The organism is Denitratisoma sp. DHT3 (assembly GCF_007833355.1).
Taxonomy (GTDB): domain Bacteria; phylum Pseudomonadota; class Gammaproteobacteria; order Burkholderiales; family Rhodocyclaceae; genus Denitratisoma.
Map to the genome: position 1 here is coordinate 2,345,109 of NZ_CP020914.1, position 26,087 is coordinate 2,371,195.

Annotated in this window: 25 protein-coding genes; 2 read left to right on the forward strand and 23 right to left on the reverse strand. The window is 61.8% G+C overall.

Translation table 11 applies throughout. The features are described from left to right. Nucleotides 1–17: 17 nt before the first annotated feature. A complete protein-coding gene (bioB, locus tag B9N43_RS10775; RefSeq protein ID WP_145842205.1) occupies nt 18–1,007 on the reverse strand; it encodes a biotin synthase BioB in 990 nt (329 codons plus the stop codon). Nucleotides 1,008–1,065: 58 nt separating this feature from the next. On the opposite strand from bioB, the gene B9N43_RS10780 reads away from it, so the two are divergent. Then, nucleotides 1,066–1,818: a ComF family protein gene (locus B9N43_RS10780; RefSeq protein ID WP_145842206.1), complete on the forward strand. Its 753-nt coding sequence runs from the start codon at nt 1,066–1,068 to the stop codon at nt 1,816–1,818. Between the two features lie 127 nt (nt 1,819–1,945). Here the strand turns inward: B9N43_RS10780 and B9N43_RS10785 are convergent, their stop codons facing one another. From B9N43_RS10785 to B9N43_RS10870, 18 genes are all read right to left on the reverse strand, one after another. Next, entirely contained in the window at nt 1,946–3,019 is a 1,074-nt protein-coding gene (locus tag B9N43_RS10785; protein WP_145842207.1) for a tetratricopeptide repeat protein, read from the reverse strand. Between the two features lie 4 nt (nt 3,020–3,023). Further along, nucleotides 3,024–3,863 carry an ExeA family protein gene (locus B9N43_RS10790; RefSeq protein WP_261379309.1) on the reverse strand — a complete coding sequence of 280 codons (840 nt, stop codon included), beginning with the start codon at nt 3,861–3,863 and terminating at the stop codon, nt 3,024–3,026. A gap of 18 nt (nt 3,864–3,881) precedes the next feature. Beyond that, complete coding sequence (locus tag B9N43_RS10795; RefSeq protein ID WP_261379310.1) at nt 3,882–5,648, reverse strand: secretin N-terminal domain-containing protein; 1,767 nt, start codon at nt 5,646–5,648, stop codon at nt 3,882–3,884. After that, nucleotides 5,645–6,061, reverse strand: a complete 417-nt coding sequence (locus tag B9N43_RS10800; protein WP_186453786.1) for a hypothetical protein — start codon at nt 6,059–6,061, stop codon at nt 5,645–5,647. Before B9N43_RS10800 ends, B9N43_RS10795 begins: the two co-directional genes overlap by 4 nt. Then, nucleotides 6,061–6,798, reverse strand: coding sequence for a type II secretion system protein GspM (gene gspM / locus B9N43_RS10805; protein ID WP_145842209.1), 738 nt, complete (start codon nt 6,796–6,798; stop codon nt 6,061–6,063). The genes B9N43_RS10800 and gspM overlap by 1 nt, the downstream gene beginning before the upstream one ends. Beyond that, nucleotides 6,795–7,526, reverse strand: a complete 732-nt coding sequence (locus tag B9N43_RS10810; protein WP_145842210.1) for a PilN domain-containing protein — start codon at nt 7,524–7,526, stop codon at nt 6,795–6,797. Before B9N43_RS10810 ends, gspM begins: the two co-directional genes overlap by 4 nt. Next, entirely contained in the window at nt 7,523–8,467 is a 945-nt protein-coding gene (gene pilM / locus B9N43_RS10815; protein WP_145842211.1) for a type IV pilus biogenesis protein PilM, read from the reverse strand. The genes B9N43_RS10810 and pilM overlap by 4 nt, the downstream gene beginning before the upstream one ends. Nucleotides 8,468–8,581: 114 nt before the next feature. Beyond that, a complete protein-coding gene (locus tag B9N43_RS10820) occupies nt 8,582–13,882 on the reverse strand; it encodes a DUF6701 domain-containing protein (RefSeq protein ID WP_145842212.1) in 5,301 nt (1,766 codons plus the stop codon). Between the two features lie 61 nt (nt 13,883–13,943). Beyond that, entirely contained in the window at nt 13,944–14,417 is a 474-nt protein-coding gene (locus B9N43_RS10825) for a hypothetical protein (RefSeq protein ID WP_145842213.1), read from the reverse strand. Beyond that, nucleotides 14,414–15,289: a Tfp pilus assembly protein FimT/FimU gene (locus B9N43_RS10830; protein WP_145842214.1), complete on the reverse strand. Its 876-nt coding sequence runs from the start codon at nt 15,287–15,289 to the stop codon at nt 14,414–14,416. Before B9N43_RS10830 ends, B9N43_RS10825 begins: the two co-directional genes overlap by 4 nt. Further along, nucleotides 15,286–15,900, reverse strand: coding sequence for a prepilin-type N-terminal cleavage/methylation domain-containing protein (locus B9N43_RS10835; protein ID WP_145842215.1), 615 nt, complete (start codon nt 15,898–15,900; stop codon nt 15,286–15,288). The genes B9N43_RS10830 and B9N43_RS10835 overlap by 4 nt, the downstream gene beginning before the upstream one ends. Then, nucleotides 15,884–16,456: a prepilin-type N-terminal cleavage/methylation domain-containing protein gene (locus B9N43_RS17785; protein ID WP_145842216.1), complete on the reverse strand. Its 573-nt coding sequence runs from the start codon at nt 16,454–16,456 to the stop codon at nt 15,884–15,886. Before B9N43_RS17785 ends, B9N43_RS10835 begins: the two co-directional genes overlap by 17 nt. 20 nt (nt 16,457–16,476) lie before the next feature. Beyond that, the gene (locus tag B9N43_RS10845; RefSeq protein WP_145842217.1) at nt 16,477–18,543 is read right to left on the reverse strand and encodes a hypothetical protein; all 2,067 of its coding nucleotides are present in this window, start codon (nt 18,541–18,543) and stop codon (nt 16,477–16,479) included. Nucleotides 18,544–18,572: 29 nt separating this feature from the next. Next, on the reverse strand, nt 18,573–19,007 hold the full coding sequence (locus tag B9N43_RS17700) for a prepilin-type N-terminal cleavage/methylation domain-containing protein (protein ID WP_145842218.1): 435 nt from the start codon (nt 19,005–19,007) through the stop codon (nt 18,573–18,575). Nucleotides 19,008–19,047: 40 nt separating this feature from the next. Then, nucleotides 19,048–19,566 (reverse strand): type IV pilin protein, encoded by a 519-nt coding sequence (locus B9N43_RS17705; RefSeq protein WP_186453788.1) that lies wholly within the window; start codon nt 19,564–19,566, stop codon nt 19,048–19,050. A 70-nt stretch (nt 19,567–19,636) separates the two neighbouring features. Beyond that, nucleotides 19,637–20,095 carry a hypothetical protein gene (locus B9N43_RS10860; RefSeq protein WP_145842220.1) on the reverse strand — a complete coding sequence of 153 codons (459 nt, stop codon included), beginning with the start codon at nt 20,093–20,095 and terminating at the stop codon, nt 19,637–19,639. Then, nucleotides 20,092–21,321, reverse strand: a complete 1,230-nt coding sequence (locus B9N43_RS10865; RefSeq protein ID WP_145842221.1) for a type II secretion system F family protein — start codon at nt 21,319–21,321, stop codon at nt 20,092–20,094. Before B9N43_RS10865 ends, B9N43_RS10860 begins: the two co-directional genes overlap by 4 nt. A 1-nt stretch (nt 21,322) precedes the next feature. Then, the gene (locus tag B9N43_RS10870; protein WP_145842222.1) at nt 21,323–23,029 is read right to left on the reverse strand and encodes a GspE/PulE family protein; all 1,707 of its coding nucleotides are present in this window, start codon (nt 23,027–23,029) and stop codon (nt 21,323–21,325) included. A gap of 66 nt (nt 23,030–23,095) precedes the next feature. Here B9N43_RS10870 and B9N43_RS10875 point away from each other — a divergent pair, with 66 nt between their 5' ends. Next, entirely contained in the window at nt 23,096–23,560 is a 465-nt protein-coding gene (locus B9N43_RS10875) for a tRNA (cytidine(34)-2'-O)-methyltransferase (protein ID WP_145842223.1), read from the forward strand. A gap of 50 nt (nt 23,561–23,610) precedes the next feature. Here B9N43_RS10875 and B9N43_RS10880 read toward each other — a convergent pair whose 3' ends face one another. From B9N43_RS10880 to grxC, 4 genes are all read right to left on the reverse strand, one after another. Then, on the reverse strand, nt 23,611–24,588 hold the full coding sequence (locus tag B9N43_RS10880) for an NAD(P)H-dependent glycerol-3-phosphate dehydrogenase (RefSeq protein WP_145842224.1): 978 nt from the start codon (nt 24,586–24,588) through the stop codon (nt 23,611–23,613). A gap of 224 nt (nt 24,589–24,812) precedes the next feature. Next, complete coding sequence (locus B9N43_RS10885) at nt 24,813–25,262, reverse strand: SH3 domain-containing protein (RefSeq protein ID WP_145842225.1); 450 nt, start codon at nt 25,260–25,262, stop codon at nt 24,813–24,815. Nucleotides 25,263–25,266: 4 nt separating this feature from the next. Then, nucleotides 25,267–25,731: a protein-export chaperone SecB gene (gene secB / locus B9N43_RS10890; protein ID WP_145842226.1), complete on the reverse strand. Its 465-nt coding sequence runs from the start codon at nt 25,729–25,731 to the stop codon at nt 25,267–25,269. Nucleotides 25,732–25,789: 58 nt separating this feature from the next. Next, complete coding sequence (gene grxC, locus B9N43_RS10895) at nt 25,790–26,050, reverse strand: glutaredoxin 3 (protein WP_186453789.1); 261 nt, start codon at nt 26,048–26,050, stop codon at nt 25,790–25,792. Between the last annotated feature and the right edge of the window lie 37 nt (nt 26,051–26,087).

Consider the following 26,087-nt stretch of genomic DNA (forward strand, 5'->3'; position numbering starts at 1 on the left):
CACCGCTCTCAGCGGCCTCAAGCCAGCGCGGTCAACCCCAGGCGGGCGAACAGCGCCTCGTCCCGGGCGGCCTCGGCGTTGTCCGCGGTGAGCAGCTTGTCGCCGTAGAAGATCGAATTGGCGCCGGCCATGAAGCACAGGGCCTGCAATTCGTCGCTCATCTCCTCGCGCCCGGCGGACAGGCGCACCATGCTGGCCGGCATGGTGATGCGGGCGGCGGCGATGGTGCGGGCGAATTCGAAGGGATCGATCGGCGGCACGTTTTCCAGCGGCGTGCCGGGAATCCGCACCAGGTTGTTGATCGGCACGGAATCGGGCGGCGGCTCCATGCAGGCCAGCGTGGCGATCATCGCGGCGCGGCCGCGGCGCGACTCGCCCATGCCGACGATGCCGCCGCAGCACAGCTTGAGGCCGGCGGCGCGGGCCTTCTCCAGGGTGTCGAAACGATCCGCCTGGCTGTGGGTGGTGATCACGTTGCCGTAGTGCTCGGGCGCCGTGTCGATGTTGTGGTTGTAGTAATTGAGGCCGGCTTCCTTCAGGCGCTCGGCCTGGCCGTCCTTCAGCATGCCCAGGGTGACGCAGGTCTCCATGTCCAGGCGTTTCACGGCCTTGACCATGTCCACCACCACGTCCAGGTCCGTGTCCTTCGGGCCGCGCCAGGCGGCGCCCATGCAGAAGCGGCTGGCGCCTCTTTCCTTGGCGGCGCTGGCGGCCGCCACCACGCTGTCCACATCGAGCAGGCGCTCGCGCTCGACCTGCTCGTGGCGCGCGGACTGGGAGCAGTAGCCGCAATCCTCGGAACAGCCGCCGGTCTTGATCGACATCAGGGTGGACAACTGAATGACGTTGGGATCATGATGCTCGCGATGCACCTGCTGGGCACGGAACATCAGGTCGGCGAAGGGCAGCTCGAACAGCGCCTCCACCTGGGCGGTGCTCCAGCGCTGATTGGGATTCTCGGCCGGCGCGCCAGCGCGCTTGACCAGAGTGACGGGAGCGATGGACATGGGAAAACCTGCTGAATCTGTCGGGGAAGGGGCGGAATTATCGCGGAAGGAGGGAGCCATGTCCAACCAGGGACTTATCCCGCGCATCGGGCAAAACCTCGGCGCGGTGCTCGGTACCCTGCTGCTGCCGGCCCCGGACTGCCTGCTGTGCGGCGCGCGGGAAAGCGACGCCCTGCTGTGCGCCGCCTGCCGCGCCGATCTGCCCGCCCTGCCCGGCGACGGCTGCCCCCGCTGCGCCTTGCCCATGCCGCCGGACGGCCCTTGCGGCGCCTGCCTGAAGCAGCCGCCCCGGTTCGACGCCACGGCGGCGGCCTATCGCTACGGCTTCCCCGTAGACCGCCTGATCCAGGCCCTCAAATATGGCCATCGGCTGGCCGTCGCCGATTTCTTCGCCGCCGCGTTGCTGGCGGGGCCGCGGCCGAGCGGCGACCTGCTGCTGCCGGTGCCGCTGGCGCCCGACCGGCTACGGCAGCGGGGCTTCAACCAGGCGCTGGAAATCGCCCGGCCCATCGCCCGCCAACTGGGCCTGGAACTGGCGCCGGAGATCTGCCGGCGCCGCGGCGCCACCACCTCCCAGGCCCATCTGCCCTGGCGGGCGCGACGGAAGAACGTGCACCATGCCTTCGAATGCCTGACCGATCTCGCCGGCGCCCGGGTGCTGGTGGTGGACGACGTGATGACCACCGGCGCCACGCTGGACGAATTCGCCGCCACCCTCAAACGTCACGGCGCCGTCAGCGTCGGCAACTGGGTGGTGGCGCGAACATTGAAGGATTCGCCCCCCTTCACCCCCCTCCCGGGGGGTTCTTAAAGGCGCGCTGCGCTCGGAATCACGAGGTGCCTCGTGGTAAGAACCGTCCGTTTGCGCCTCCGGCGCGTGCCGCTTTCCCTTGGGGCGGCCCTGCGGGAAAGCTGATTTTTTGCGCAGCGCCTCTGGATCAGCGCAGCTTCTGCGCCACCTGGGCCGCCAGGTCCGGAGGCAAGGTGCCGCTGTCACGGGCCTTGCGATAGGCATCCTGGGCTTCGGCATCGCGGTGGTCGGCATCGAGAGACAGGCCCAGGCCGTACCACCAGCGGCCTTCGGCGGGGCGCAGGCTCAGCGCGGCCTGGTAACGCTGGGCGGACTCGCCGTAGCGTTGCAGCTTGTGCAGCAGCAGGCCGCGAAACGCCTGGTAGTCGGCGTTGCGTTCCGCGGGCGCACCGTGGGCGGCCAGCAGTTCGGCGGCCCGCGCCACCTCGCCCTGCTCCACCAGCAAGCGCGCCGCGATCATCGCCCAACTGCTTTGCGTCGGGTCGAGGGCCAGGCCATCGACGGCGACCGTCTGCGCTTCGCGCCACTGCTTCTGGTCCACCAGCACGCTCAGCAACGCCTGCCGCGCCTGGGCGTGGCGGCTGTCCAACTGCAGGGCGTGGCGCAGGCCGTCCACGCCTTCGGCCAGGCTGCCCCGGCGCACCGCGCTCAGGGCCTTGCGGTATTCGGCATCGGCCACCTCGGACACTTTGGGCGTCCGTGACGTCTTGTCGATCTGGGGCGGCGTCTCCGGCGTTCTCGCTTCCGGGGGCGGCGGCGCCTTTTGCGGCGCCGCCGCTTGAGGAGGAAGCGCGGGCTTCATCCCGGGCGGCGGACGCGCCCCCAGATCGGGAGTCATTCTGAGCGAAGGCAAGGAGCGGGCAGATGGTGGCGCCGGGACGGAGGCCGGGGATGCGGGGGGAGAAGACAACGCAGCCGGCGGCATCATGGACACCGCCGGCTCCGGCGCGGGGGCCGGCGTCGGGGCTGGGGCCGGAGCCGGTGCGGCCGCCCCCTGGTGGATGTCCCCCGGATACCGCGATACCGCCCAGGTGACGACGCCTCCAGCGACGACCCCCACCAGCAGCAGCATCGCATCCCGGCGCCGGGAAGGCCGGGCGCGCGCCGGCAACGTCCGCACGTGGGCGGCCAAGCCGGCGCGCTCCACCGCCGGCGCGTCCCGGCGGTCCAGGTCCCGCAACATTTGATTCAGCAGACTCATCTCTTCACCAGTTCGGTCGCCACCAGGGTACGCTGCCGGCGCCGTCGGTATCGGCCACCGCCAGACGAACGTGCCCCACGGTGACCCGCTGCGCGCCCTGGCCGAAGGCGGCCAGCAGAGCCTTGTGGGCCAGGATGTTCACCAGCCGGGGGGCGCCGCCGGAACTGCGGTGCAGCGCCTGGCGCGCCGCCGGCGTGAAGGGGGAGTCGCCCTGCCGGCCGGCGACCTTGAGGCGATGAGCCAGATAAAGATCCATCTCCTCGCGATCCAGATTGCTCATCCGGTAATGAAAGGCGATGCGTTGCCGCAATTGGCGCACCCGTGGCTGAGCCAGCATCTCGTCCAATTCGGGCTGGCCGAACAGCACGATGTGGATCAACTTGCGTTTCTCGGTTTCCAGGTTCGACAGCAGGCGCAGACTTTCCAGCGTCAGCATCGGCATGGTCTGGGCTTCGTCGATGCACAGCACCACCGAACGCCCCTCCCCCGCCAGTTCCAGCAGGCGCTGGTTGATGCGACGAATGACATGGGCCGCCTCTCCCGGACCGATGCCGACCCCCAATTCCTCCGCCACCAATTGCAGCAGCGCCTTGGCGTCCATCTGCGGATTCGGGATGTAGGCGCAGATGAATTCCTCGCCCAACGTGGTCAGAAACCGGCGGCACAGCAAGGTTTTGCCCATGCCGACCTCGGCGGTGATCTTGATGAAACCCTCACCGCTTTGCAGCGCCAGCAGCAGCGTGTTCATCGCCTCGCGATGGGCGGCGGCGGAGTAAAGATATTCGGTGTCCGGCGTGATGCTGAAAGGCGGTTCGGCGAGTCCAAAATGAGCCAGATACACCATGTCATGTATCTCCGCCGGCTACTTCACCATCTTGGTGGGGTCGGGCGCCTTGCCATCCAATCCCCGCAAGCGCTGGCTGACCTGCTCCAGATCCTGGACCCACGCCTTGTCGTCGCCGATGATCGTGGGTTTGATCAGAATCACCAGCTCCGTCTTGCTCATGGACGAGCCCCTCTGCCCAAGCAGCGTCCCGGCGGCGGAACCCGTGGTTCCGGGCAAGCCGCTGCTGTTGCTGGTCTGTTTCTGCTTCATCAGGCCGCCTATCGCGACGATGTTGCCATCCTGCACCCGGACGATGCTGTCGGTCTCATTGACGCTGCTGGAGGCAAGCGGCAATTTGTAGGTGCCCAGCACGGTGCCGAGATCGATGACTTTTTCCTTTTCCACCACCTGTGTCACCGCCGGATGGACATGGAGGATCACATTGTTGTCCTCGTCGATCTGGGGCGTCACATCCAGGGAAATCCCGGAGAAGTACGACTGCAGGGTCAAGCTGGGCGTGCTCACGCTGCCCGTGGTCGTGCTCGTGGTGTTGGTGGTCACGTTGGTCACGAACAGATCGTCCGTGCCGACCTTCAACACGGCTTTCTGGTTGTTGATGGTGGCGATGCGGGGACTGGAAAGCACCTGCACATCCCCCTGGCCTTCCAGGAAATTCAGCAGGGCGGAAAAACTGGCCGTTTGCAGGGCCAGGCCAAAAAATCCCGCGCCGGTGGAGGCCGTGGACAAACCGCCGAAGCGGCCTGGCAGTACGGAAACGTCGCTGTTGCCGAAGGCCGTCGGGCTGCCGTTCGCGGCCAAAGTGTTCAGAATCGTTCCGGGTGCCGAGACCCCCAGTGCGCTGCGCCCGCTTCCAGAATTGTTGGACGCATTGCCGAAAGCTGCCCAGTTGATGCCCGCCTGGTAATTCTGATTGAGGGAAACCTCGATGATCTTGGCTTCCAGCATCACCTGTCTATCCACGACGACTTGGGTGGCCTTGAGGTAGCCCTCGATGGCGCGCAATTCGCTCGGCAATGCCTTGACCAGAATCACGCCGGAGATCGGGTTGATGACGACGCTGCGCCCCTCCCCGCCTCCGATCAGGGTATTCATGGCCGTCGTGATGTCGCGCCAGAAGTCATTGTCGGAACTGGTTTGAACCCGGCTGGTCAGATTGCCGGTCGCCGACGTGGGGCTTCCGCTTCCCTGAACCGGCGTAGTCGTGCCGCTTGTCGACGGTGTTGGCATTCCCGTATTGGTCCCACCGACAGGCCCCGTCCCGACGATCGCCGATGAGGTCACCCGCAGGTCCGTATTGCCCTGCCGCCGGGAAGCCAGGTAGTTCACCTGGAACATGCGAGTCTGGATGGTGTTGGGCTGAATGCTGATGCGATTGCCCTTGATCTGGAACTCATAGCCGTAAAGATCGCGGATGGCTTCCAGCGCCTCCTTCACCGTCACGTCCTTCAGGTTGACGGTGATTTGCCCACTGACCTCGGGCCCCACCAGCATGTTGTAACGGGTTCCATTGACGATGGCCATGAAGACCTGCGTGGCCGGCGCATTGACCACCGAAAGATCGAAGCGCCCCCCCGTCTCCTGGCCGTTGCCGGGCAGCTGGACCGCCAGGGGCGGCATCAACGCCTTGTCCGCGGAATCGACGATGCGGCGTTCCGCCAGGGCCTGCTGCATTTCCTCGCTGATCCGGTCGCGCACCACGCCCGGCCTGGGCGGCAGCTGGGAAGCGCACCCAGCCAGCAGGACCAGCACAGACAAAGCATAAATGGTTTTCTTCAGGCTCATTTTCTTGTCTTCTTGCCCCGACTGGACTGATGTCCCGATTCCTTTTCGGCTTGCTCGGTTTGCGGCAATACGGGAGTCGTCTTTTCGACCGCCGGTGTGAGCTTCATTTCCTCCCGTCCGGCAGGCCCCTGCAGCACGATGTCGCCGTCGTTGATCTGAACAAGCTTCGACTCCCCCACCTTGCCGCCCAGTTCGACGAGCTGCCCGTTCACGATCGCAGCCGGGCGGGCGCCCTTGCGGCGGATGATCGATTGCAGGCCGGCGGGCGCATCGATCCTCGTTTTTCCCGTCTCCCCCGCAACAGACGCGCCTTCTCCGATCGCGGGGCGCGTCGGATCCCCGAGCCCCTGGGCATGGGCGACCGCTCCGGAACCCGCGACCCACGCCAGCACCGAGGAGAACAGCAAGCGCATCAGACCACCAACCATATCGACTCCAGGCTCAAGGTATACAGCCTCAAGGTCAACTCGCTACGGGGATAGGCGACGACCGACAATTTCATTTGATCCCACAACAACTTCTGGGCCGATCCCTCCAATTCCGCGAGATAGGCCAGCAAGTCGGGATAACTTCCCGCCACCTTGATTTCGATGCCATGTTTGAACAGGTTGTTCGCTCCCCGTTCCCGATCCGCCAGCGGCGACGAAGCGGACAACGAAGGTGACGGGAGCGACGCCGTCTCCTCCCGTTTCACGGTCGTCTTTCCCGCCTCATTGGCCGTGGGCGCCAGCAGTGGCGCGGGGTCAAGGGTGCGCAGACTCACCAGTTGCAGGCCCCTGTGGCGGACCAGCAAAGTATTCAGCAATTGCGGCACCCTGCCCGGCGGCACCAATGCACTGTCATACTGGTGCAATTGCTGATCGAGCTGAGCCAGCTTGCCAAGCGTTTCGTCCAAGGCCGCCCGATTGACGCCATCCGGATCCCGATACCGGGTTTTCAGGGCCGACAATTGAGTCGTGGCAATCGTCAAATCCGAGCGTTGCTGGGTCAGTTGTTTTTCGAGAGCCCGGTACTTGATCAAGGCAGGCTCCACGCCCAGAGTGTATCCGCCGAAGCCGACGACGAAAAAAACCGCGCCGACGACCATCCATTTTTCGCGCGGGCTCAGGGCTGCGAATTTACCAGAAATCTCTTGCCATCGCGCCTTCATAACTTCCGCGCCTCCGAGTGACCGCTCGCAATCGCGGAGCGGCTCGGGACGCCCTCCCCCCCGGCCGCATCCGGTCCAGGCTGACTGGGAACGAGCGCAAATTCGTGAAAGCCCGCGGCCGCTTTGAGCGGCGCGGCGGTCCCTGCGGGTATCGACGCACTCTGCGACTTCTCGGCCAGGGAGCCTTCCTGCATTTGCAAGGCCGCGAAAGCCCGACCCCGAAAAACCTTCTCGTCATTCAAGCGCAGGATATAGTCCGGCAACAACGCGGGGTCCGTGGTTCGTCCTCGAATTTCCATGCCCGAGCCATCCGCGGCCACGACGAATCCGGTCAACCAGACGCCCGTCGGCGTCTGGCGCGCGAGCCCCCGCAGATACTCGGCGAAACCCACCGCCTGCTTCCCCAAACCCCGCTCGAGAATTCCCGCAACCGTTTGACGGGCCAACAAAGCGTTTTGGGCGGTTTTGAGCTCCTGCTCCAACTTGGGGCTCGGCTTTCGCTCCGACATTTCCTTGCTCAACGCGGTCAATTGCTGTTGCATCGCCTTCAACTGAGCATCCACCGGCGCCGCCTCCCTTTCCAGCCGATCGGCCTGGAATCGCGCCCAGCCCCCCCAGAGCGCGACCAGCACGAGCAACGAGGCCGCACCCATCGCCACATTGGCGGCCGTCAACCATTCCCGTTTTTTCAGCAGCCCGGGGTTGTAGAGGTTGATTTGCTGACTCATGGCAACTCGTCCCTCAGGGCGGCCCCGATAGCCAATAGCGCCTCCGATTGCCGCAAAGGCTCCGCCAATACCGGAACCGCCGCGATGTCGAGTCCGAGCGAAAGATCCAGCACTTCCACCGGTTGGAACAGACTTTCCCGCAGCAAACCGATGAACGCTTCCGCCCCCGGCAAAGGCGCGACCAGCAAGCGGCTCAACGTGATGAAGCTGTATGTCCGATCGAAATTATCCATCGAGCGCTGCACATCCAGCAGCACACGCTCGAACAGCGCCGCATTGCCGCCGTTGCCGGCCGCCAGCATTTCCGCCTGGGTCACGTCGATATGACGACTGGCAAACAACTCCCCCTGATAGGTGAAGGTCAGACATCCCCCCTGGTGGCTGAAAGCCAGCAAGGCCAAGCCACGGTTTTCCTCCTCGAACAGGGCCGCCACATTACGCTGCGCCAACTCGGGGATATCGATGGTCGACAGAGGGAGCCTGGCCGCCTGGAAGGCTTGTATCCGCTGCGCCAAGGCCGCATTGGGCGCCGCCACCACATAGACCTGAGGCGCACGCCCCCCGATGCCGCCGGAGGATGCCGGGATGTCGAAGACATCGATCCCCGCCGACTCCACCGGGAAATCCACCATTTCCTTGATACGCCAACGCAAGGCATCGCGCCGCTCCTCGGTGGGTACGGCGGGCGCCTCGGTCTGGATCATCTGGTACTGGCCATGGGCAAGCAGGGTCGTGCAACGCCCCTGCCCCAGCCGATTGGCTTTTTGCAGGCGGTTGAGAGTCTCGGTCTCCGTACCTTCCGTGCCGTAGCTATCCCAGGAAAGCAACTGCGGCCGCTCGCCGGGACGGCGGCGCACCCGTGCCACTTCCACCTCCGTGGGGAAGAAGACCACGGATTCCCAACCTTCCACTTCGCGCTGCCGCCGCCGGCCCAAAGCCATAATCCTATCCATTTTACTTTTTTACGAATGGGATTATGTCGGGGCAGACACCTCATCAATCCACATAACTGATGGGGGAATCGCCCCCCATTTATGCATAACGTTGCTCAAGATTCAATAACGTTCGCGTAGATAAATGAATGGAACCTTAGCCGACCCGAAATTGACCCGTGCATTGGGATCCAGCTTTCCAGAGCACCACGCATACTGCAACCAAGGCATACCTTCTGCCGCCACCCCGCTCGTCGGCGAATTCACCGTGATTGATGCCGGCTGGGTCCCCCAGGAAATACAACTCGCATCCTTTCCGCTGGTACCGGAACCCGCAAGATTCAAGGCAATATCGACGCTCCCACGCGAGCCCGGTGTGCTCATCGTCAAAATCCCAGATCCACTTGCGAGCGTGAGGGATTGCGTTTTAAGGCTTGAAGCGCCGAACCCCGGCAAAGTCGCCCCGACAGCCAAGCCGATGGTATTGGAGCCATTGGTCTTCCCGAGGTTTGTTAACGCGGTACACGAGTCGTCCGTATTGATCTTCCAGCTACCGGAGTCGTAATACTCGGCCCGTACGGGAACCCGGATATCCAGAAGCTCCGATCCATAGGCATTGAGCAGTCGCAAACGCCCGTAGCGCAAGCTCATCGATCCGATTTCGCCGGAGGATGTCCTATAAGGAAGTATCTTATAAGGACAGCCCGTACTACCGCACGCGCCTGTTGTCGCGGGATTCATGTCTGCCGAAACAATGATGGCGCCGCTCGTTTTGGAGCTCACATCGGCATCGGTGACCGATACACCGATATCAAGGGCATTGAATTCCCCCCAGCTCGCGCCGGGGTTCCCTGTCGGGCGCTTGACGGCGACCCGCGTTTCATTCCCTGCCGGGGAATCCGCCAGCGTATAGACGCCGTTCACCCAACTTCCGCCCAGGGAACGATAGGCGCCATCGCTATAGAAGACGAGTGGTGTCGCCGTAGTCAGGTTAGTCCCCGCGTCGGCATTCTCCAGCCCAAAGGCCACCGCGCCGCGTCCCCAGGTGGCACCGGAATAATTGGCCGTCACGTTATCGGCGGCATTTCGCGCCTCGACCACTTGGGGAAGGCTGGGGTTTCCCGACTTCGACAAGATGAACGCCTGCCCCATGTAGCTGAAGGGCACGGCCCCGGTCTCGCACGCATTGCTCACTGCGCCGACAACGGTAAAGTGATCCGGGATGAAGCGCCCATAAGCCCCCCCCGCATTCGACCCGAACATGCATCCATACTTGTAGTCCGTACTGCTGCTGGCCGTATTACTGAAATCGGAAGTACATTCCGGGTTCGCCTTTCCTGAATCGACGGCCGTAAAACCATCGTCGTAGACCGCATATTGCGCAAGGCTGAAATTACCGACTTCGGAATAGGTGAACCCCGTGGCAGTCGCCGCACCCGTTGCCAGTGTTGCTTGAGGAAAGACGGTCGTTCCCAAATTTCCGATGCTGCCGAGCGTCGAGGTGATGCAGGCAGAACTGAGAGAGCTTCCGCACGAGGCGTTGTTCAGATTCAGTTTCGGTGTTCCGTCGTAGCCGGACAACGCAGTCGCACTCAAGGTAAACGTATCACTGCCAGCCCTGAAAATCGGTGTATTGGTGTCGCCGGAACCGAGGGGCGGATTGCCGGAATTGCTCGCCGAACTCACCAGCGTGAAACTCTGCGGACGGATCGCGAAATTATCGGATGAGCACGCATACTGGTAGGGTGCGCTCGATCCATACCGGATCCGTATGCGGGCGTTGCGCAACGCATTTGCATAGTTGAAGGCGAAAGTGGCACTGCCATTGGCTGCGATCGTCCACGGCCCGCCTGACGTGGTCGTCGCTCCCCCCGAAGGCGCGGTATACGCAGAACAACTGCTTCCAGAACTCGCATCCACAATTTCAACCGCCCGCACGGTCTGGCTACTTCCACTCAAGGAAACCACATCCAGACCATTGTTGGGAAAGACCGTCCCTGCCAGTTTTGTATAAATAGGCGTAAAGGCTGAGGCACCGCGTTCCACGGCATCAAAAACACAGGCGGCAAAAGTCAGCGTGCAGCTATAGGAACTCCCGTTGTAACAGGTCGCGGAACTCGCCGCCGTCGGACTCACGCTGCTGGTCCCCAAAGTCACCGATTGCGCCGTATTGTCCCTCAGCGTCAAGGTCGCCTTGCCGCCGCTGATCGTTACGGGATTCGTAGACCAGATGCCATTGCCCGCGGTGGCCAGGGTTACCGTCACCACGCCGGGATATAGCGCATCGCAGGCTGCGTTGGCGCAGGCCTTCACGGTAATCGCCGCGGGGCTCGACGAACCGGTGCAGGCCGAGCCCGTATGGTCGATCTCAATGTGGTGCAGACTGGGAGTTTGAATACCCCTCACCGTACAGACCCGCAAAGAGTCGACCTCATGGGTATTGGTCGATACTCCCGTCGAACCGGTAAACGACAACAACCAGTTGCTGGGTACCGCGTTCTGGCTGTTTCCGGGATCCTTGACATCGAAAGCCGTACATCCGCTCGTCACCCCCGTAGGGCAGCCCAGCAAGGTCGTATAGACATAGTTGCCGCCGACATCTTTACTGGTGGCCCGTTCCACGGCAAGCCACGCATGGATGCTGTCTGAATGGTCTACCGTGATACGGTAGTGATGGGGCGGATTGGCGCTACCATTCCCATCCACGTTGGGGGACAAGGAGGAAGTACCCGTCAGGAAACGGTAGCCCGACATTCCGGAACCCGAACCACGAACCGCAACGGATTCGACCACCCGAGAGGTATAGCCACCGACGCGCCCTTCGGTATTCGTGGAGAAGTTGCCATATTCATCAAGCGCAACCCCCAGCCAGCCGCCTGTAAATCCCGGGCATCCACCCGGCGGCGTTGTGCAATCGGAGCCGGGATTCGATTTCTGCGCATATCCCATGGATCCCCCGAACGCTCCGGCAGCGGGAGCAATCGAAGCATCGGACAGGATCACTGCGATACCATCGGCACCGGTACCTCCGTATGCATAATGATCGAAATCGACGGTGATTTTGTTGCCCGCTCCGGGAAAATATCTTCCGAGCGTTGCCCAGGCCGAAACGCCCCCACTTGTATCGGTCAGACGCAACCTTCCCGTGGCGGTATTCCCTGGCGTGCTGTCATAAATCTGAGGTGTGAAGCTACCGCCTTGCCGCCCCACACTCCAGTTCGAGCCGGGGCTTCCATTCGCCAGATTGAAGTTATCGGTAAAGCACGTGCTGAAAATCTGGCCAATAATGAAATCGCCGAAGCCCGCGCCGGACACCGAGATATTGGAGACGCCGGTCGCCCAGCCATTGGCCCAGGCCCCGCCGCTCACCGGCGTCGGCAGGTTCCAGGCGCTGTTGGTGTATTTGCCGATGACGAAATTCGACGTCGTCGTGCCGGCGTCGATATCCCCGTTGTCCGCATTGAAGGTAGCCCCGTAGCTGCTGAAATTCCCGGTGCTGTCGCCGGCGGTATAAAGCGTCCAATAGCGGTTGGCATCATTGGTCTCGTCGATGCTCGAAGTCGCTATCTGCGGATGTTCGCTGCCCGTGGTTCTGGCGGTCAGCGTGCCGCCCGCCGAAGAAGCCACCATGGTGATCCCGACCGGCGCATAGGTCGTGCCGCTGCCGATGGGATAGGTGCATGTCGTCGTGCCGGTATTGAAGGTGAGGCGCAGATTGCCGCTGACGAAACCGCTGGTTCTCGCCCAGCTGGGCGTATTGCAGTAGGCCGACAGCGTCAGGATGTTGCCGCCTGTCGAGATATAACCGTTGGTCAGCGTCAGCAGAGTCTTCACGGTCGTGCTGGCATTCAGGGCGATGCCGTTGCCGTTGTTCAGTGTCAGTTTCGGAAAGACCGTGTTGATGCCGGTGCTGTTGATATTCTGGATGGAAGACCCGACGAAGCTCCAGGTTCCGGTATCGGTCGCGCCGTTGTTGAAGCTCGCCCCGCCGTTGTTGGTGAAATCCCCATAGAGGCTGACGTTGTAGGCCCCGCCGTTGAAGGTGGGGCCGCTGTTCAGGGTGAAGCCGCCGCGCACGTCCAGGGTGCCGCCGCCCGAGAGCGTCTTCGCGCCGCTGCCGGACAAGGTCAGGTTCGGGTAGGTGGCGCCGGTGGTGGGCACGGCCTGGGCGCCGCTGCGGGAAAAATCGAGCGTCGCCGTGGTGTTGCCGCCGCCGGCATTGATCGTGCCGGAGCCCACCGTCACCGTGCCGTTGATGCTGATGGCGGGGCTGCCGCTGAAGGTCAGCGCCTGATTGCCGAGGCTCAGATTGTTCAGGGTCCAGGTGGCACCCGTGCCGCTCCATTGGGACGCGGCGGACAAGGTGATGCTGCCGCTGGTGCCGAAGGCCAGCGAACCGTTGTTGACCAGATTGCCCCCCAGGGTGAGGATGTTCGCCGCCGTTGCCTGCAACGTCCCGGATACGGTCAGGCTGCCGATTGCCGGGGTCGTCGCCACATTCTGGGTCACGGTATGGCCGCTGGCCACGATCACCGTATCCCCGGCCACGGGAATGCCGCTCGGCCCGTTGCAGGCGTCGCCCGTGTGATCCCAGACCGTGCTGTCGTTCCAGTTGCCGCTCTTGGTGCTGGTGCAGACCGCTGGGCCGTTGGGCTTGAGGGCGATGGTGAGACAGGCATTGACCGAATTGGTCACTGTCGCGGTGGTGTTGCCGATCGCCCCGGCCGTGGCCTTGCCGCCATCCCAGGCGGCGAAGCCGCCGCCGTTGCCGCTGCTTGTCCCGATGTCCGTGCGTTCGACGATGCCGCTCAGGTTGGCATTGGTCTCGGCACTGAAACCGGCGGAGGAGGAATCCAGATCCTTCGCACACACCTGCACGATCCGGGTATCGGGAACCGTGGTCGTCACGCTGGCCAGCGTCACCGACGTGCTGGCCGTGGATTTATTGCCCCCGCCCGTCACATCCCAGGGATTCCCGGTGCTGACGACGCCACGATAGACCAGGATCTGCGCATTGACGTGGTTGCCGGCATCGGCCACCGTGGGACTCGCCATGGAAGACGAGGTGGCGCGGGCCCAGAACACGGTGATGCGAGTACCCGTCGTGCCTCCCCCGGTCGTCATCTGGGGCGAATTCGCCACCTCGACGAAGCCGGCGGCATTGCTGCTCAGGGTCGCCGCCTGGCCGCTGGTGGTCTCCACGAACAACAGGGCGACATCACCGGCCTGATGGGTCGGCCAGGTGGGCGTCGCCGTCCCCGTGCCGCTCCTCGCCGTACCCGCCCCCACGTAGGACGGCATGGCCGCCCAAACATTTGAAATTGCAAAGCCCAAACAAAACAGCGCGGCCCACAATGCCACCCACCCAATCCCTCGACCAGAATCAGATTTCAATGAAATATGTGCTGAAAAAACTGAATTCATAACGCAATCCCGTAGGCGATCTGAAGTCATCTGCCTATGAAACCATAGTAATTAATACGGCTCAAAACACCACTCTAAGGCGCCGCTCGATAAAGCTTGTGGTTCCTACGTTTCCCACACTGGCAATCGATTCCACCACAAAGACCTGCGGCCCACCATTCAGCCCTCCTGATGGAGTAGGTGTAGTACATGTCACGGTAACGGTATAACTCGCCAGCGATGGCGCCGATGGCTTGAATGTACCCGCGGCATTCTCACAAGAGCGTCGGTTCGAACACATGCTGAAGGTATCTGACGCGGGGCACGCATGCCCGAAATCATAGGCTGCAACGCTATTGACCTGATAGACCCCCCACTCGATTCCCGCCCGAGCCGCTTGATAGGCCCGAGTACCCTGAACATCAAGGGCCGAGCCCAATTGTTGATTGGAGGAAACCATCAAAATCGCGGCCCCCAGGCCCGCCAGCACCACAAGAATGAAAATGGCGGAAACCAAGGTAAACCCAGCTTGATGGACGGGTTTACTCAAGCTCATGGAGAATTGTCCACATGGATCTGCTGGAATACTTGAATACGCTCTCCACTACTCGTTCCATCGAAGATGTTGAGTTGAATGAAGAGGATGCCGTTTCGCTGCAATACTGCCGGCGTATAAGTCACCGTACAAGTCGCTTGGTTCTCGACCACCGTCGATACTCCACCTAGTAGCACTGCGCCAGTGGCAACAGAAATAGGCTGACTCGTCCATGGGGTTGTCGTTCGATAGTTGGAAAAGCGCAATACCTGACCAGGTGTTAGTTGCTGACAAACATAAGTAACTGGACCGGTGGACGGCACCACATGGAATCGACTATTGGGAGATGACAGCGGAGGAGACTGGGCCGCGAAAGGGTTTGTGGTCAGTTGTATCGGATTACCACCTGCATATCCCGGCGCAATAGTCGCCCGATTACCTCCGGTGTAAGCATCCGCCGGCGCAAACCCCGGCCCCAGGTTATAGACCACGATGAAATCTCCGGCCCCGGCAATGACTGGGCCCAATGCATCAAAAGAGGTTTCCGTGCTGTCAGTAAAATCCAAAATGTTGCCACCCGTAGACCCGTCCCCGGCATCTCGATAACGTCCCCCATCCATCGTCGGGATGAATTCGATAAAACAGCGGGTCGAGTCTGCCGCACAATCCACCCTCAGGCTGTTGGGCAGCGCGAGACGAATCTCCCGCGCGAACCGCCGCAAACTGATGTCCGCCGCGTCGGTCAGTTCTGCTCTACGTACGGCATCGAAATAGTTATCCAGCGCTCCTTTGACAAACACCACCAACATCGACGCGACAATGCCGGTAATCACTATCACCACGATCGCCTCGATGAGCGTGAAGCCGGTTTGTTTTTTGCGCTGTGCCTTCATGGCAAGGCATTCGGTGAATGGCGTGTTCGGTAGCCATGAAGGGTCAAGCTGTCGGCCCCCAAGGGGCAGGGCTGTGTCGAACTATGGCACACAGTGACAGTAACACGCAGCACCGCATCGCTCGGCAGCAAACTCCCCGTCGCACCAAAATTCCCGTCGTTGGCAACCATGACTGTCGCCGAATATCCCGGGAATGTGGTCTGCCCATCTGCAGACGAGACAGGACTAAGCGTCAGATCATGGTAGTCATTTACATTGTCGAAGGTTTTCGGCGGGCTTGGAGCTGCGACGGTAGGCCGAGCCTCTGTATCACTGGCAATGGTTTCAGGTCCCGACGCTTCGGAATAACCGGCGGTACACCCCCCAGAAGCAGCCGTCGCAGCCAGCGGGTCATCGGGGTCGCAATAAGTAAAGGGCATCGCCTCCACTTCCTCCAATAAAGACTCCGCAATAGAAAGCATCTGCTTACGGATCATGGGATCGGCACTTTGGAAAACTGCGATATTCAGCACGGACATGATCCCGACCAGTCCAACACTGACAATCACGATGAAAACAATCATCTCGATGAGCGTCAATCCGCGCTGCCCGGCTTCAGGGGGAGTGGACATATCCGGACTCCCCTTCGATAGTGATGGCAGGCTGTCCCGTCACCGTAATGACAGTGGAAGTCGGGGCTCCACAAGTCGCATTCAGCCCCCTGCCTTGAGGATCGAAACACAACCCAGAACTTGCACTTGTGATCGACGCACTCGTCCGGCAGCAAATTCGATTACTGCCTCCCCCCCCCCCACAATCCCGAATATCTGGCGAAGGCAAGTCAAGCGCGGATGAGCTGTCACAAAATGAGGCTCCGGCCGTCTCTGGCGCACGGGTATCTATTCCAAACTCCAGGAAATTGGCATTCGTGCATGAAGTTGCCGGACTCAGGGTAACGCACACATATCGACGCTGAGCCACGGCGGATTTCCGGGCAAACTGCAATGAAGCCACGACTTTGTCTCGAACAGTCCGCTGGTCAAAACCCGAGAAATCGAAGCGGGTCATGACAAAAGAGGTCAGTATGCCGAGGACAACAATCGTCAGCACTGCTTCGATCAGCGTAAATCCTGTTTTCTTGCCAGGCATGCATTGACCCGATCCATAACTATCTGCTTGTCTTGCCATTCATGGCGGGATGCGCAAGTTCAGCGCATCCCGTCCGAAGATGCGGGGAGTTTAGCTTCCACCCAGTGAGAACGTATGTTCAAGGCTTGCTCGTTTACCTGGCAAACCTTGGTCCTTCCCCGCAGATATCCTATTGCTTCCATTGCCTGATCAAGAGCGCCCATTCCAACCCAGAAGTCTACCAACATCAAACACTGCGCTTCGCGCTGCGCTTTCGCCCACTGGGAAGCTGCCTGCAAATAGCTTTCCACTTGACTGAAATCGCGTTTCACCAGCATGAAATCGGCCATCGCCATCGCGATATCTGCCTTATGGCTCACGATAACCCGAGGATTACTGGCCAGCGCATCGAATAGCACCGTCATTCTCCTTGCATCGCCCTCGCATTGCCCCAACGCAACACACCCCACATACGCAGAATAAGTGCTCAACGCATCTTGCCGAACCGGGCAGGAGGCAAATTGCCAGGCTATCTTGTCCAGCACTGCCAAAGGCATTGGCTTCCTTGCTTGGCCGGCCATAAGAATCTGGCTGATTGTCGGCAAGGAGTTGCATGGATCAGCATTTGCCGCTTTTCCCAAGTAATAGGCAGCCTTTGTATAGGCAGCCGCACCAAGATCGGGATGGTCAATGATTCTCCAGTACATCCTGGCGAGATTCTGGTTGGCCCGCATGGAGTCGGGATGATTGCCCGCCTCTACCTGTGCCAAACGCATCGGGTCGCCCCAGTCCCTGGCTCTTTCGTATGTCAACAAAGAAAGACCGGTCCCTATTGCAATAGCAACGGTACCGGCAATGATCGGTGAGGAACGAAGCGGGGTCTTACTCAGTGCGACCACAAGTGCCAGCGCCAACCCAAGGCTTGGAACATAGTTGCGATGATCGTAGGCAATATCCAGTGCCAGGATCGATGATTCCAGAGAGTGCGCGGCACAAAAGAAAAGAATCCCACCGGCTATTAATGGACTTCTCTTCCTGCCCCACCAAGCCCCCACTACCAATCCCAAGACCCCCACCAAGGACAAAAGGGTCGTCGATGGATTCAGGAGCCTATGGGAAATTGCGAAGTCATCGTGATGCAACCCCATCGCATGGATGTCCGCGGTAAACAGCATCCACAGGTAATACCAAACCACTCTGAACTCAGTCAGTACCCGCTCATAGAGCGTAAAGCCACGAATTTGGTAGCCGCCTTCAAACCATGACCATTTAAACAATACGAAGACAACTGCGGTCAGGCCTATTCCTTGCAGTGCCCGCAATGCCAACCGCTGCCCACGCTCTGAACCACCCAGTCCCGGATGCAGCATCAGTTCTACAAGAATGAGATACAACGGGACCAAAAACGCAATTTCCTTCACCAACGTGCCGGCCACGGTTAGTAGTACAACCACAATCGATAGCAGGTAGCTTTTTTTTGTTTCCTTCAGGACCATTGCCCGTCGAAGTGCTAAATATGCCCAGAGTGCGGCAAAAACAAATGTCGCAGCCAAACTCGTCATTCGCTGCACGACATAAAGAACACTCGTGACATGTATCGGATGCATTGCCCATAAACCCGCAATGCAAAACGCCAACAAGGTTGGGCTGGCCTTGTTTTCTTTGGATTCTGGCGCGAGTGTCAGTAAAGCTCTTGCGGTGCCAAAGACCAGCAACGAATTCAGCGCATGGATGAGAATATTCGTAAGCTTGAACCCGTAAGGGTTTGCCCCCTGAAAATAAACATTGAGCCCGAAACTCAACATAGCCAAGGGGCGCCCCAACTCACTGGCGTTGCCGGAACGTACGATCGCGAGCCATTTTTCGACCGTTGGTACGCTTACCTTGCCAAGAGCGGAGTTCCAAACAATCGACGAAAAATCATCAAACTCATAACCACCAGTAAGCCCTGGCAGATAAATCCCTACAACTAACAATAAAAGTACAAAAATCCCCCCTCCTTGCACGGAAAAGACCCCACGGGCAATTGCTTTAGCAAATTTCGATTTGATGCAGTTTCTCACCAATCTCATCTCCAAAATCTTGCCGTCAGCGATGTTGGCGACCCCCAAAAACAAACCGCCTTCCGGATTCCCGGAAGGCGGCATATGAATATCTGACGATTTTTAAGCTGCGATCAGCAACCAGTGGTCACTTTGGTAAACGAAGGCGCTACCCCGGTACCGGTTGAGTCTTTAAAGGTGATTGAGCAACCGGTTTGAATTTTGAGCCCATTTCCAGAGGCCGCAGCTCCCGCCGTATCCTGAAAAAGCTTCGTCACATATTCGGTAGATTTCGGGTAGCCATATGCCAGACTGACTGAAGATCCATTTACCGTCACAGCAGCCCCACTAGTCGATGTCAAATCCACTCCTCCTGCAGCAGCTTTGCCGTAAACCATCACAGCAGCCGCTTTCGCCGCTCCTTCCAAGGCATCAAGCTTCGCTTTGCGAGCGTCAGACGACAAATCGACAAATTTGGGCAGCGCTGTCGCCGCCAAGATGCCAAGGATCACGATCACCACGATCAACTCGATCAAAGTAAAGCCTTCCTGTTTCCTGAGATTACGCATTTTTCAACTCCTTTAAAATCCACGGTTAATCATAATCGAACTAGCAGCCACTCGTCGCAACGCTCATCACTGGTGCCACGACCACCGCCCCACTCAGGGTTGCCTCCTGGTAGCTGATCCGGCAGTCAGGCACCGTTCCGCCCGCCACGTCGAAAGTCCTTGTCGCCGTACCGGTGCCCGTACTGGAAGCCGTCAGTCCATCCGCTGCCAGATTGATCTGCGCCGCCGACTCGATGCCGTCCGCCGTGGCCGCCGGATAGCGATTGACGATGCGGACCATGTTGCCGTCCATATTGACGAAGGGCGGACTGGAAGCGCAGTTGGTCGCCGTCAGGCTCGGTGCCACGGCCGCGATATCCAGTTCGCAACGGGAACGGGCCAGGGCGGCGGCGGAGCGAATGGAGCCGTAGATCGCATTCGCCTTGGCGATGCGAGCGTCGCGCTGGGCGTCGATCAAACGCGGCAACGCCACGGCCGCGAGGATGCCGATGATGGTGATGACGATCACAAGCTCGATCAAAGTAAAACCCAGGGCTGGGCGATGGGGAATTTCTATCATATCCGCTCCTATTACGGAACTTACCATTGAAACTTGAGCTCGATGCCAGCATTTACAGGGATTTTTGTCATCAATTGGCCTCCACGGGCATCAATCTCAGGCCGACGACGCGCCCGCCCAGCATCCCGCGTGCGCCAATGCGCCAGTACAAGACCGTTTTTCCGCCAAAGGCATGGGGCTGCCGCGGCCGGTAGCCCAGAGTCCGGGTCTCCGGATCGAACCACCAGGACCCCGCCCCTCCGGGCGCCTCGCCATAGCGCCGGGGCGCATGCCCCAACAGCGCCACGGGGTTGGCCTCCAACAATTCGGCCAGCCGATGCTCCTCTCCATGCATGAGGCGTTCGCCGATCGCCCACTGCAAACCGACCCCGATATTGCGAACCGTGAGCGCCACCTCCAGCCGCTCGGCCTCTTCCTCCACCCCTTGCAAGCGGACGATCAAGGCCAGGGCGAGAATGCCCAGCATGGCCACCAGCACGGAAAACTCGAATTTGCCGATGCCCCGCTGACGGCCGGCCATCGGGCTCATTTTTTCATGGCGACCCGCCCCAGGTCCCACAAGGGCAGGAAGATGCCCAGCGCCAACACCAGCACCATGGTCCCCAGCAGCACGATCAGGATGGGTTCGATCTGCTGGGAAAGGGTCTTGAGCTCGTATTCCACTTCGCTCTGGTACATGTTGGCCACTTCTTCCATCATTTCGTCGAGAGCGCCGGATTCCTCGCCCACGGCGATCATCTGGAGCACCACGGGGGTGAACACCTGGGAGGCCATGGCCGCCCGCAGCACGGATTCGCCGCGCTCCACGCTGTCGCGCATCTTTTCGATCTTGCGGGCGATGAAATCGTTGTCCACGGTCATGGCCACCGTGGTCAACGCCTGGATGATGGGCACCCCGGAGCGGGCGGCCAAGGCGAAGCTGCGGGCGAAGCGCGCGAGCGTGGCCTTGCGCACGATCTTGCCGGCGATGGGAATCCGCATCTTGAACCGATCCCACAGATAGCGCCCCCGAGGCGTGCCGATCCAGGCCTTGAAGCCGGCGCCGGCCAGGGCGATGGCCGCGATCTGCACATGCCACCAGGCCACCATGAAATCGGAAAGCCCGATCAGGATCCGCGTCATCAGGGGCAGATCGGCGCCGAACCCCTTGAAGACCTTGGCGAAGGCGGGGATCACGAAGATATTCACCACGAACATGGCGACGACCATGGCCATGATCACGAACGACGGATAGCGCAAGGCCGACTTCACCTGCTCGCGCATGAAGCGCTCGAACTCCATGTGGTGGAACAGGCGCAGGAAGATTTCCTCCAGGCGTCCGGCCATTTCTCCCACTCTGACCATGGACAGGTAGAAAGACGAGAACACCTGCGGATGCCGCGCCAGGGAAACGGAGAGTTCCCGTCCACTGTCCAGGCTTTCCCGCACCTGCCCGATCGTGCCCTGCATGGCCTTGTTCTGGCTCGATTCCTGTAGACCGGTCAGCGCGCGCATGATCGGCACCCCGGCCTTGAGCAGGGTGTAAATCTGGCGCGTGAATAGCAGCACGTCAACGTGCCGTATCTTGGCGCCGAACAGGCTGGCGGCAACCGATGCCTGCTTCTGCTGCGCGCTGGCGGGAGCATCCTTGATTTCCAGCGGCGTGATCCCGCTGCTGAACAAGACGTCGGCGACCGCCGCCGCCGTGGCGCCATTCAGCACGCCCTGCACCATTTCACCGACGGCATTGCGTCCCCGGTAGGCGAACGCGGGCATGTCAATCCTCCAGCTGGTTCGAAATGCGCATCGCCTCGTCGACGGTGGTACGGCCATTGACCACCAGACGCACGGCATCGCGGCGCAGGGTGTTGCCGCCCATCTGCTCGCGCCCCGCGGCCATGAATCCGCTGGGATCGCCGTAGTTGGCGGCCTCCACCAGCGCGTTGGTCATTTCGATGAACTCGTAGACCGCCTGCCGCCCCTGGAAGCCGGTGCTGGCGCAATGCGCGCAGCCGGTGCCGATGCGGTACTTGAAGTTGTCCACCCGGTCACCCAGTTCGTAGCGCAGCCATTCGCGCTCGTGCGGCTCGGGGCGGTAGTCGACGGCGCAGTTGTCGCAGATCACCCGCACCAGCCGCTGCGCCAGCACCATCTGGATCGAGAGCGCCACCATGTAGCGCGGCACGCCCATGTCGAGCAGGCGGATGGGCGTGGTCAGAGCGTCGTTGGTGTGCAGCGTGGAGAGCACGAGATGGCCGGTCATCGCCGCGCGCATGCCGATCTCGGCGGTTTCCTGGTCGCGCATTTCGCCGACCAGGATGATGTCCGGGTCCTGGCGCAGGGCGGAGCGCAACACGCGGGAAAAGCTGAGGTCGATCTTTTCATGGACCTGCACCTGGTTGAGGCCCGGCAGGCGGTATTCCACCGGATCCTCGACGGTGATGATCTTTTTTTCCGGCGTATTGAGTTCGTTCAATGCCGCGTACAGGGTCGTCGTCTTGCCCGAGCCCGTGGGGCCGGTGACCAGGACGATGCCCGAGGGGCGGCCGATCACGTGGCGGAAGCGCTCCAGCACGCGCGGCGGCATGCACAGCCGATCGAGTTCCATGAGACCGGTGTTCTGCACCAGCAGACGCATCACCACCGACTCGCCGTGCTGGGTGGGCATGGTTGAGATACGCACATCCACGCTCAAGCCGCGGATGCTGATGTTGAAGCGGCCGTCCTGGGGCAGGCGCTTTTCCGAAATGTCCAGGCCCGACATCAGCTTCAGGCGCAGCACCAGCGCGGTGGAAATCTTGCTGTCGGCCTCGGTCTGCACGTGCAGCACCCCGTCGATGCGGAAGCGGATCACCACCGCCTTTTCCTGCGGCTCGATATGGATGTCGGAAGCGCGGAAACGCAGGGCCTCCTCGAACACCGTCTGCAGCAGCTTGACCACCGGCGCGTCCTCGGCGCCGGGCGTGATGCCGAGCATCGCGCCGAACCCCAGCGGCACGTCGCCCATCTCCTGGGTCAGTTCCTTGGCCAGGCCGGAGATTTCCTCGGTACGTTTGTACACCCGGTCCAGGAGCGGCATCAACTGGCTTTCGATGATCACCGCCAGTTCGATTTCACGATGGACGATACGGGTGATTTCGTCGAACACGGCCAGATCGGTGGGGTCCGACAGGCCCACCCGCAATACGCCGTTACGCTCGTCGAGCACCAGGGCGCGATAGCGCCGGGCCTGGGCCTCGGGCAGCAGTTTGATCAAGTCGGACCGAATCTGGAAATTGCGCAGGTCGATGAATTCCGCGTTGAGCTGGCGGGCCAGGGCGTTGGCGATGCTGGCTTCGGTGACGTAGCCACTATCGACGAAAATGCGGCCCAGCTTGCGGCCGGAGCGTTTTTGCTCCTCCAGCGACAGTTGCAGCTGCTCCTGGGTCAGCAGCCCTTGTTGAATCAGCAAGTCGCCAAGACGCACTTTTTCCGGCCGTGCCATTTCACCACTCCAGTTTAAGATTCGCCCCGGTCCGTCCCGGAGCGTGTGTCAGCCTACTCTCGAAAAATGTTCGACATTGTCCTATATCAGCCGGAAATCCCCCCCAATACCGGCAACATCCTGCGTCTGGCCGCCAATAGCGGCAGCCGCCTGAACCTGGTCGAGCCGCTGGGTTTCAGCATCTCGGAGGCTGCGGTGCGGCGGGCCGGCATGGACTACGCGGAACTGGCGGAAGTGGTGGTGCATGAAAATTGGCCCGCATGCCGCGCCTCTCTCGCGCGGCGCCGCGTCTTCGCGCTCAGCACCCGCGGCACGGTACGCTACGACCAGGTGAGCTATCAGCCGGGCGATGCCTTCCTCTTCGGCCCGGAGACCAGCGGCCTGCCCCAGGCCGTGCTCGACGAAATCCCGCCCGAACGACGCCTGCGCCTGCCGATGGTGCCTGGCAACCGCAGCATCAACCTGTCCAACACGGTGGCCATCCTGGTGTTCGAAGCCTGGCGGCAGCAAGGCTTCACCGGCGGCGGCTGAGAAAACGCCGAACACGCCGCCCCGCGCAAGCGCCGGCGCGGCCGGCCACGCTATTCGGCCCTGGGTTCCCGCGCCATCAGGACATCGACCGCGGCGGCGGGTGACAATCGGCCATCCAGCACGGTGTAGACGGCCTCGGTGATGGGCATGTCCACGCCCAGTTCGCGGGCGCGGCGGATCACTTCACGGGTCGTCGAGACGCCTTCGGCGACATGTCCCAGCTCCCGGGTGATGGCCTCCAGCGCCTGCCCCCGGGCCAGCGCCAGGCCGACCCGGCGATTGCGGGAGAGGTCGCCGGTACAGGTGAGGATCAGGTCCCCCATCCCGGCCAGGCCCATGAAGGTTTCGCGGCGCGCGCCCAGGACGACGCCGAAACGGGTGATCTCCACCAGGCCCCGGGTCATCAGGGCGGCGCGGGCGTTGAGACCGAGGCCGAGGCCGTCGCTGATGCCGCAGGCGATGGCCAACACGTTCTTGACCGCGCCCCCCACTTCCGCGCCGATCAGGTCGCCGTTGGCGTAGAGCCGCAGCCGATGGCCGTTGAGGACGTGGGCCATGTCACGCGCGAAGGACTCGTCGGCCGCGGCGAGGGTGAGCGCGGTGGGCAGGCCACGCGCCACTTCATCGGCGAAACTGGGGCCGGTCAGCACGCCGCTCTGGAGCCCCGGCCCCTCGGCCGCCACCACCTGATGCGGCAGCAGGCCGCTGCCGGCCTCCAGGCCCTTGCAGGCCCAGAGCACGGGCGGCGGACGGTCGCAGCGAGCCAGGCGCGCCACGGTTTCCCGCAGCCCGGCCAGCGGCGTGACGATCAGCGCCATGTCGGCGGCACGCGCCACGTCGAACTCGGCGCTCAGCAGCAAATCGGCGGGCAACGGGCAGCCGGGCAGATAGCGCCGGTTTTCGCGGGCGGCGGCCATCGCCGCCACCTGGGCGGCGTCGCGCGACCAGAGGGTGACCCGGTGCCGCTCCGCCAACGAGATCGCCAGGGCCGTGCCCCAGGCGCCCGCGCCCAGTACGACGATGTTCATGATCGATTAACGTGAAAATCCGTAATACTTCTGTACTTCGGAATGACGAGACTTGGTAGGAGCGGGCCATGCCCGCGACCGGTACATGGTGTCGCACAGTTGTCGCGGGCATGGCCCGCTCCTACAGTACTGTGCCCTTCGACGGGACTCAGGACAGACTTCGACAGACGCAGCCCGAACGGATGGTGATTGGCCAACGCTGTCCCGACAGAGCTTTTCCGCGTTCACAATCCCCAGACCTGGAGCGCCCGGACATATCCCGACTGGCCGCCGCGATGGCGGACCTTGGCCCAGCCGGCGGACGCGGCCTCCTGCAGGTCGAGAACCACGTCCTTCTCGGCCTCGAACACCAGGGCGGCCTTGTCGTCGGGCTGGCTCCGGACCTGCGCCCGCTCGGCGCGGATCATCACGGTGCGCCTGGGCGAGAGGAACCTGGTTTCGATCCAGGTCATGTCGCCGCTGCTGTCGCGCACCTTGCTCCAGCCTTCGGCGTCGAACACCAGTTCCACCGGAGTGGCGCGGGCGATCACATAGCGCGGCTTGCCCTTGGCGGCGGGCCCGTCCTGCAGCACCGCCGGTTCCGCCACGGAACGGAAATCCAGTGCCCGCACCGGCACGGCGGCCAGCGCGGAGAGCAGCCCCAGTCCCAGCATCGAGCAGCGCGCCAGGTTCATCGGCTTACTGAATCGGTACTTCGTGAGGGCCTTGTTCCTGCTGCTGGGCCATCAGGCGCTGCTGGTACATCGCCTCGAAATTCACCGGCGCCAGCAGCACGGGCGGGAAACCGGCGCGGCTCACGGCATCGGAGACGGTCTCGCGGGCGTAGGGGAACAGGATGTTGGGGCAGGCGATGGAGAGCAGCGGATCCATGTCCTCGGCGGGGATGTTGCGGATCTGGAAAATGCCGGCCTGGCCCGCTTCCACCAGGAAATAGGTCTTTTCCTCGTGCTTGGCGGTGACGGTGACGGTCAGCACCGTCTCGTAATAGCCGTCGCCGATGTCGGCGGCCTGGGTCTGCAACTGGATCTGGATTTCGGGCGGCTGGTTGTCGAGGAAGATCTGGGGCGCGTTGGGCACTTCCAGGGACAGGTCCTTGACGAAAATCTTCTCGATGCTGAAGGTGGGCTGCTGCTGTTCGCTCATGATGGAATCGGACTCAGGTTGAAGTGGGACTGCATAAAAAGGAAAGGCATTGTACGCGCTAGGGCTTGAGCAGGGCGTCGAGCCGACCCTGGTGGTCCAGTTCGTAGAGATCGTCGCAGCCGCCGACATGGAAGTCGTCGATGAATATCTGCGGCACGGTGCGACGGCCGTCGGTGCGCGCCATCATTTCCTCGCGCCGTTCGGGTTCGAGATCGACGCGGACCTTTTCGATCTCGGTCACGCCCTTGCGGCGCAGCAGTTGCTCGGCGCGGATGCAGTAGGGACAGACGGCGGTGGCGTACATCAGGATGCGTGGCATGGCGGATTCCTTACGATGAAATACCCCGCTGCGCGCA

Excerpts from the sequence above, each read along its gene's own strand:
- bioB (WP_145842205.1), bottom strand. The coding sequence starts at position 1,007 with ATGTCCATCGCTCCCGTCACTCTGGTCAAGCGCGCTGGCGCGCCGGCC.
- B9N43_RS10780 (WP_145842206.1), top strand. The coding sequence starts at position 1,066 with ATGTCCAACCAGGGACTTATCCCGCGCATCGGGCAAAACCTCGGCGCG.
- B9N43_RS10785 (WP_145842207.1), bottom strand. The coding sequence starts at position 3,019 with ATGAGTCTGCTGAATCAAATGTTGCGGGACCTGGACCGCCGGGACGCG.
- B9N43_RS10790 (WP_261379309.1), bottom strand. The coding sequence starts at position 3,863 with ATGGTGTATCTGGCTCATTTTGGACTCGCCGAACCGCCTTTCAGCATC.
- B9N43_RS10795 (WP_261379310.1), bottom strand. The coding sequence starts at position 5,648 with ATGAGCCTGAAGAAAACCATTTATGCTTTGTCTGTGCTGGTCCTGCTG.
- B9N43_RS10800 (WP_186453786.1), bottom strand. The coding sequence starts at position 6,061 with ATGCGCTTGCTGTTCTCCTCGGTGCTGGCGTGGGTCGCGGGTTCCGGA.
- gspM (WP_145842209.1), bottom strand. The coding sequence starts at position 6,798 with ATGAAGGCGCGATGGCAAGAGATTTCTGGTAAATTCGCAGCCCTGAGC.
- B9N43_RS10810 (WP_145842210.1), bottom strand. The coding sequence starts at position 7,526 with ATGAGTCAGCAAATCAACCTCTACAACCCCGGGCTGCTGAAAAAACGG.
- pilM (WP_145842211.1), bottom strand. The coding sequence starts at position 8,467 with ATGGCTTTGGGCCGGCGGCGGCAGCGCGAAGTGGAAGGTTGGGAATCC.
- B9N43_RS10820 (WP_145842212.1), bottom strand. The coding sequence starts at position 13,882 with ATGAATTCAGTTTTTTCAGCACATATTTCATTGAAATCTGATTCTGGT.
- B9N43_RS10825 (WP_145842213.1), bottom strand. The coding sequence starts at position 14,417 with ATGAGCTTGAGTAAACCCGTCCATCAAGCTGGGTTTACCTTGGTTTCC.
- B9N43_RS10830 (WP_145842214.1), bottom strand. The coding sequence starts at position 15,289 with ATGAAGGCACAGCGCAAAAAACAAACCGGCTTCACGCTCATCGAGGCG.
- B9N43_RS10835 (WP_145842215.1), bottom strand. The coding sequence starts at position 15,900 with ATGTCCACTCCCCCTGAAGCCGGGCAGCGCGGATTGACGCTCATCGAG.
- B9N43_RS17785 (WP_145842216.1), bottom strand. The coding sequence starts at position 16,456 with ATGGCAAGACAAGCAGATAGTTATGGATCGGGTCAATGCATGCCTGGC.
- B9N43_RS10845 (WP_145842217.1), bottom strand. The coding sequence starts at position 18,543 with ATGCCGCCTTCCGGGAATCCGGAAGGCGGTTTGTTTTTGGGGGTCGCC.
- B9N43_RS17700 (WP_145842218.1), bottom strand. The coding sequence starts at position 19,007 with ATGCGTAATCTCAGGAAACAGGAAGGCTTTACTTTGATCGAGTTGATC.
- B9N43_RS17705 (WP_186453788.1), bottom strand. The coding sequence starts at position 19,566 with ATGATAGAAATTCCCCATCGCCCAGCCCTGGGTTTTACTTTGATCGAG.
- B9N43_RS10860 (WP_145842220.1), bottom strand. The coding sequence starts at position 20,095 with ATGAGCCCGATGGCCGGCCGTCAGCGGGGCATCGGCAAATTCGAGTTT.
- B9N43_RS10865 (WP_145842221.1), bottom strand. The coding sequence starts at position 21,321 with ATGCCCGCGTTCGCCTACCGGGGACGCAATGCCGTCGGTGAAATGGTG.
- B9N43_RS10870 (WP_145842222.1), bottom strand. The coding sequence starts at position 23,029 with ATGGCACGGCCGGAAAAAGTGCGTCTTGGCGACTTGCTGATTCAACAA.
- B9N43_RS10875 (WP_145842223.1), top strand. The coding sequence starts at position 23,096 with ATGTTCGACATTGTCCTATATCAGCCGGAAATCCCCCCCAATACCGGC.
- B9N43_RS10880 (WP_145842224.1), bottom strand. The coding sequence starts at position 24,588 with ATGAACATCGTCGTACTGGGCGCGGGCGCCTGGGGCACGGCCCTGGCG.
- B9N43_RS10885 (WP_145842225.1), bottom strand. The coding sequence starts at position 25,262 with ATGAACCTGGCGCGCTGCTCGATGCTGGGACTGGGGCTGCTCTCCGCG.
- secB (WP_145842226.1), bottom strand. The coding sequence starts at position 25,731 with ATGAGCGAACAGCAGCAGCCCACCTTCAGCATCGAGAAGATTTTCGTC.
- grxC (WP_186453789.1), bottom strand. The coding sequence starts at position 26,050 with ATGCCACGCATCCTGATGTACGCCACCGCCGTCTGTCCCTACTGCATC.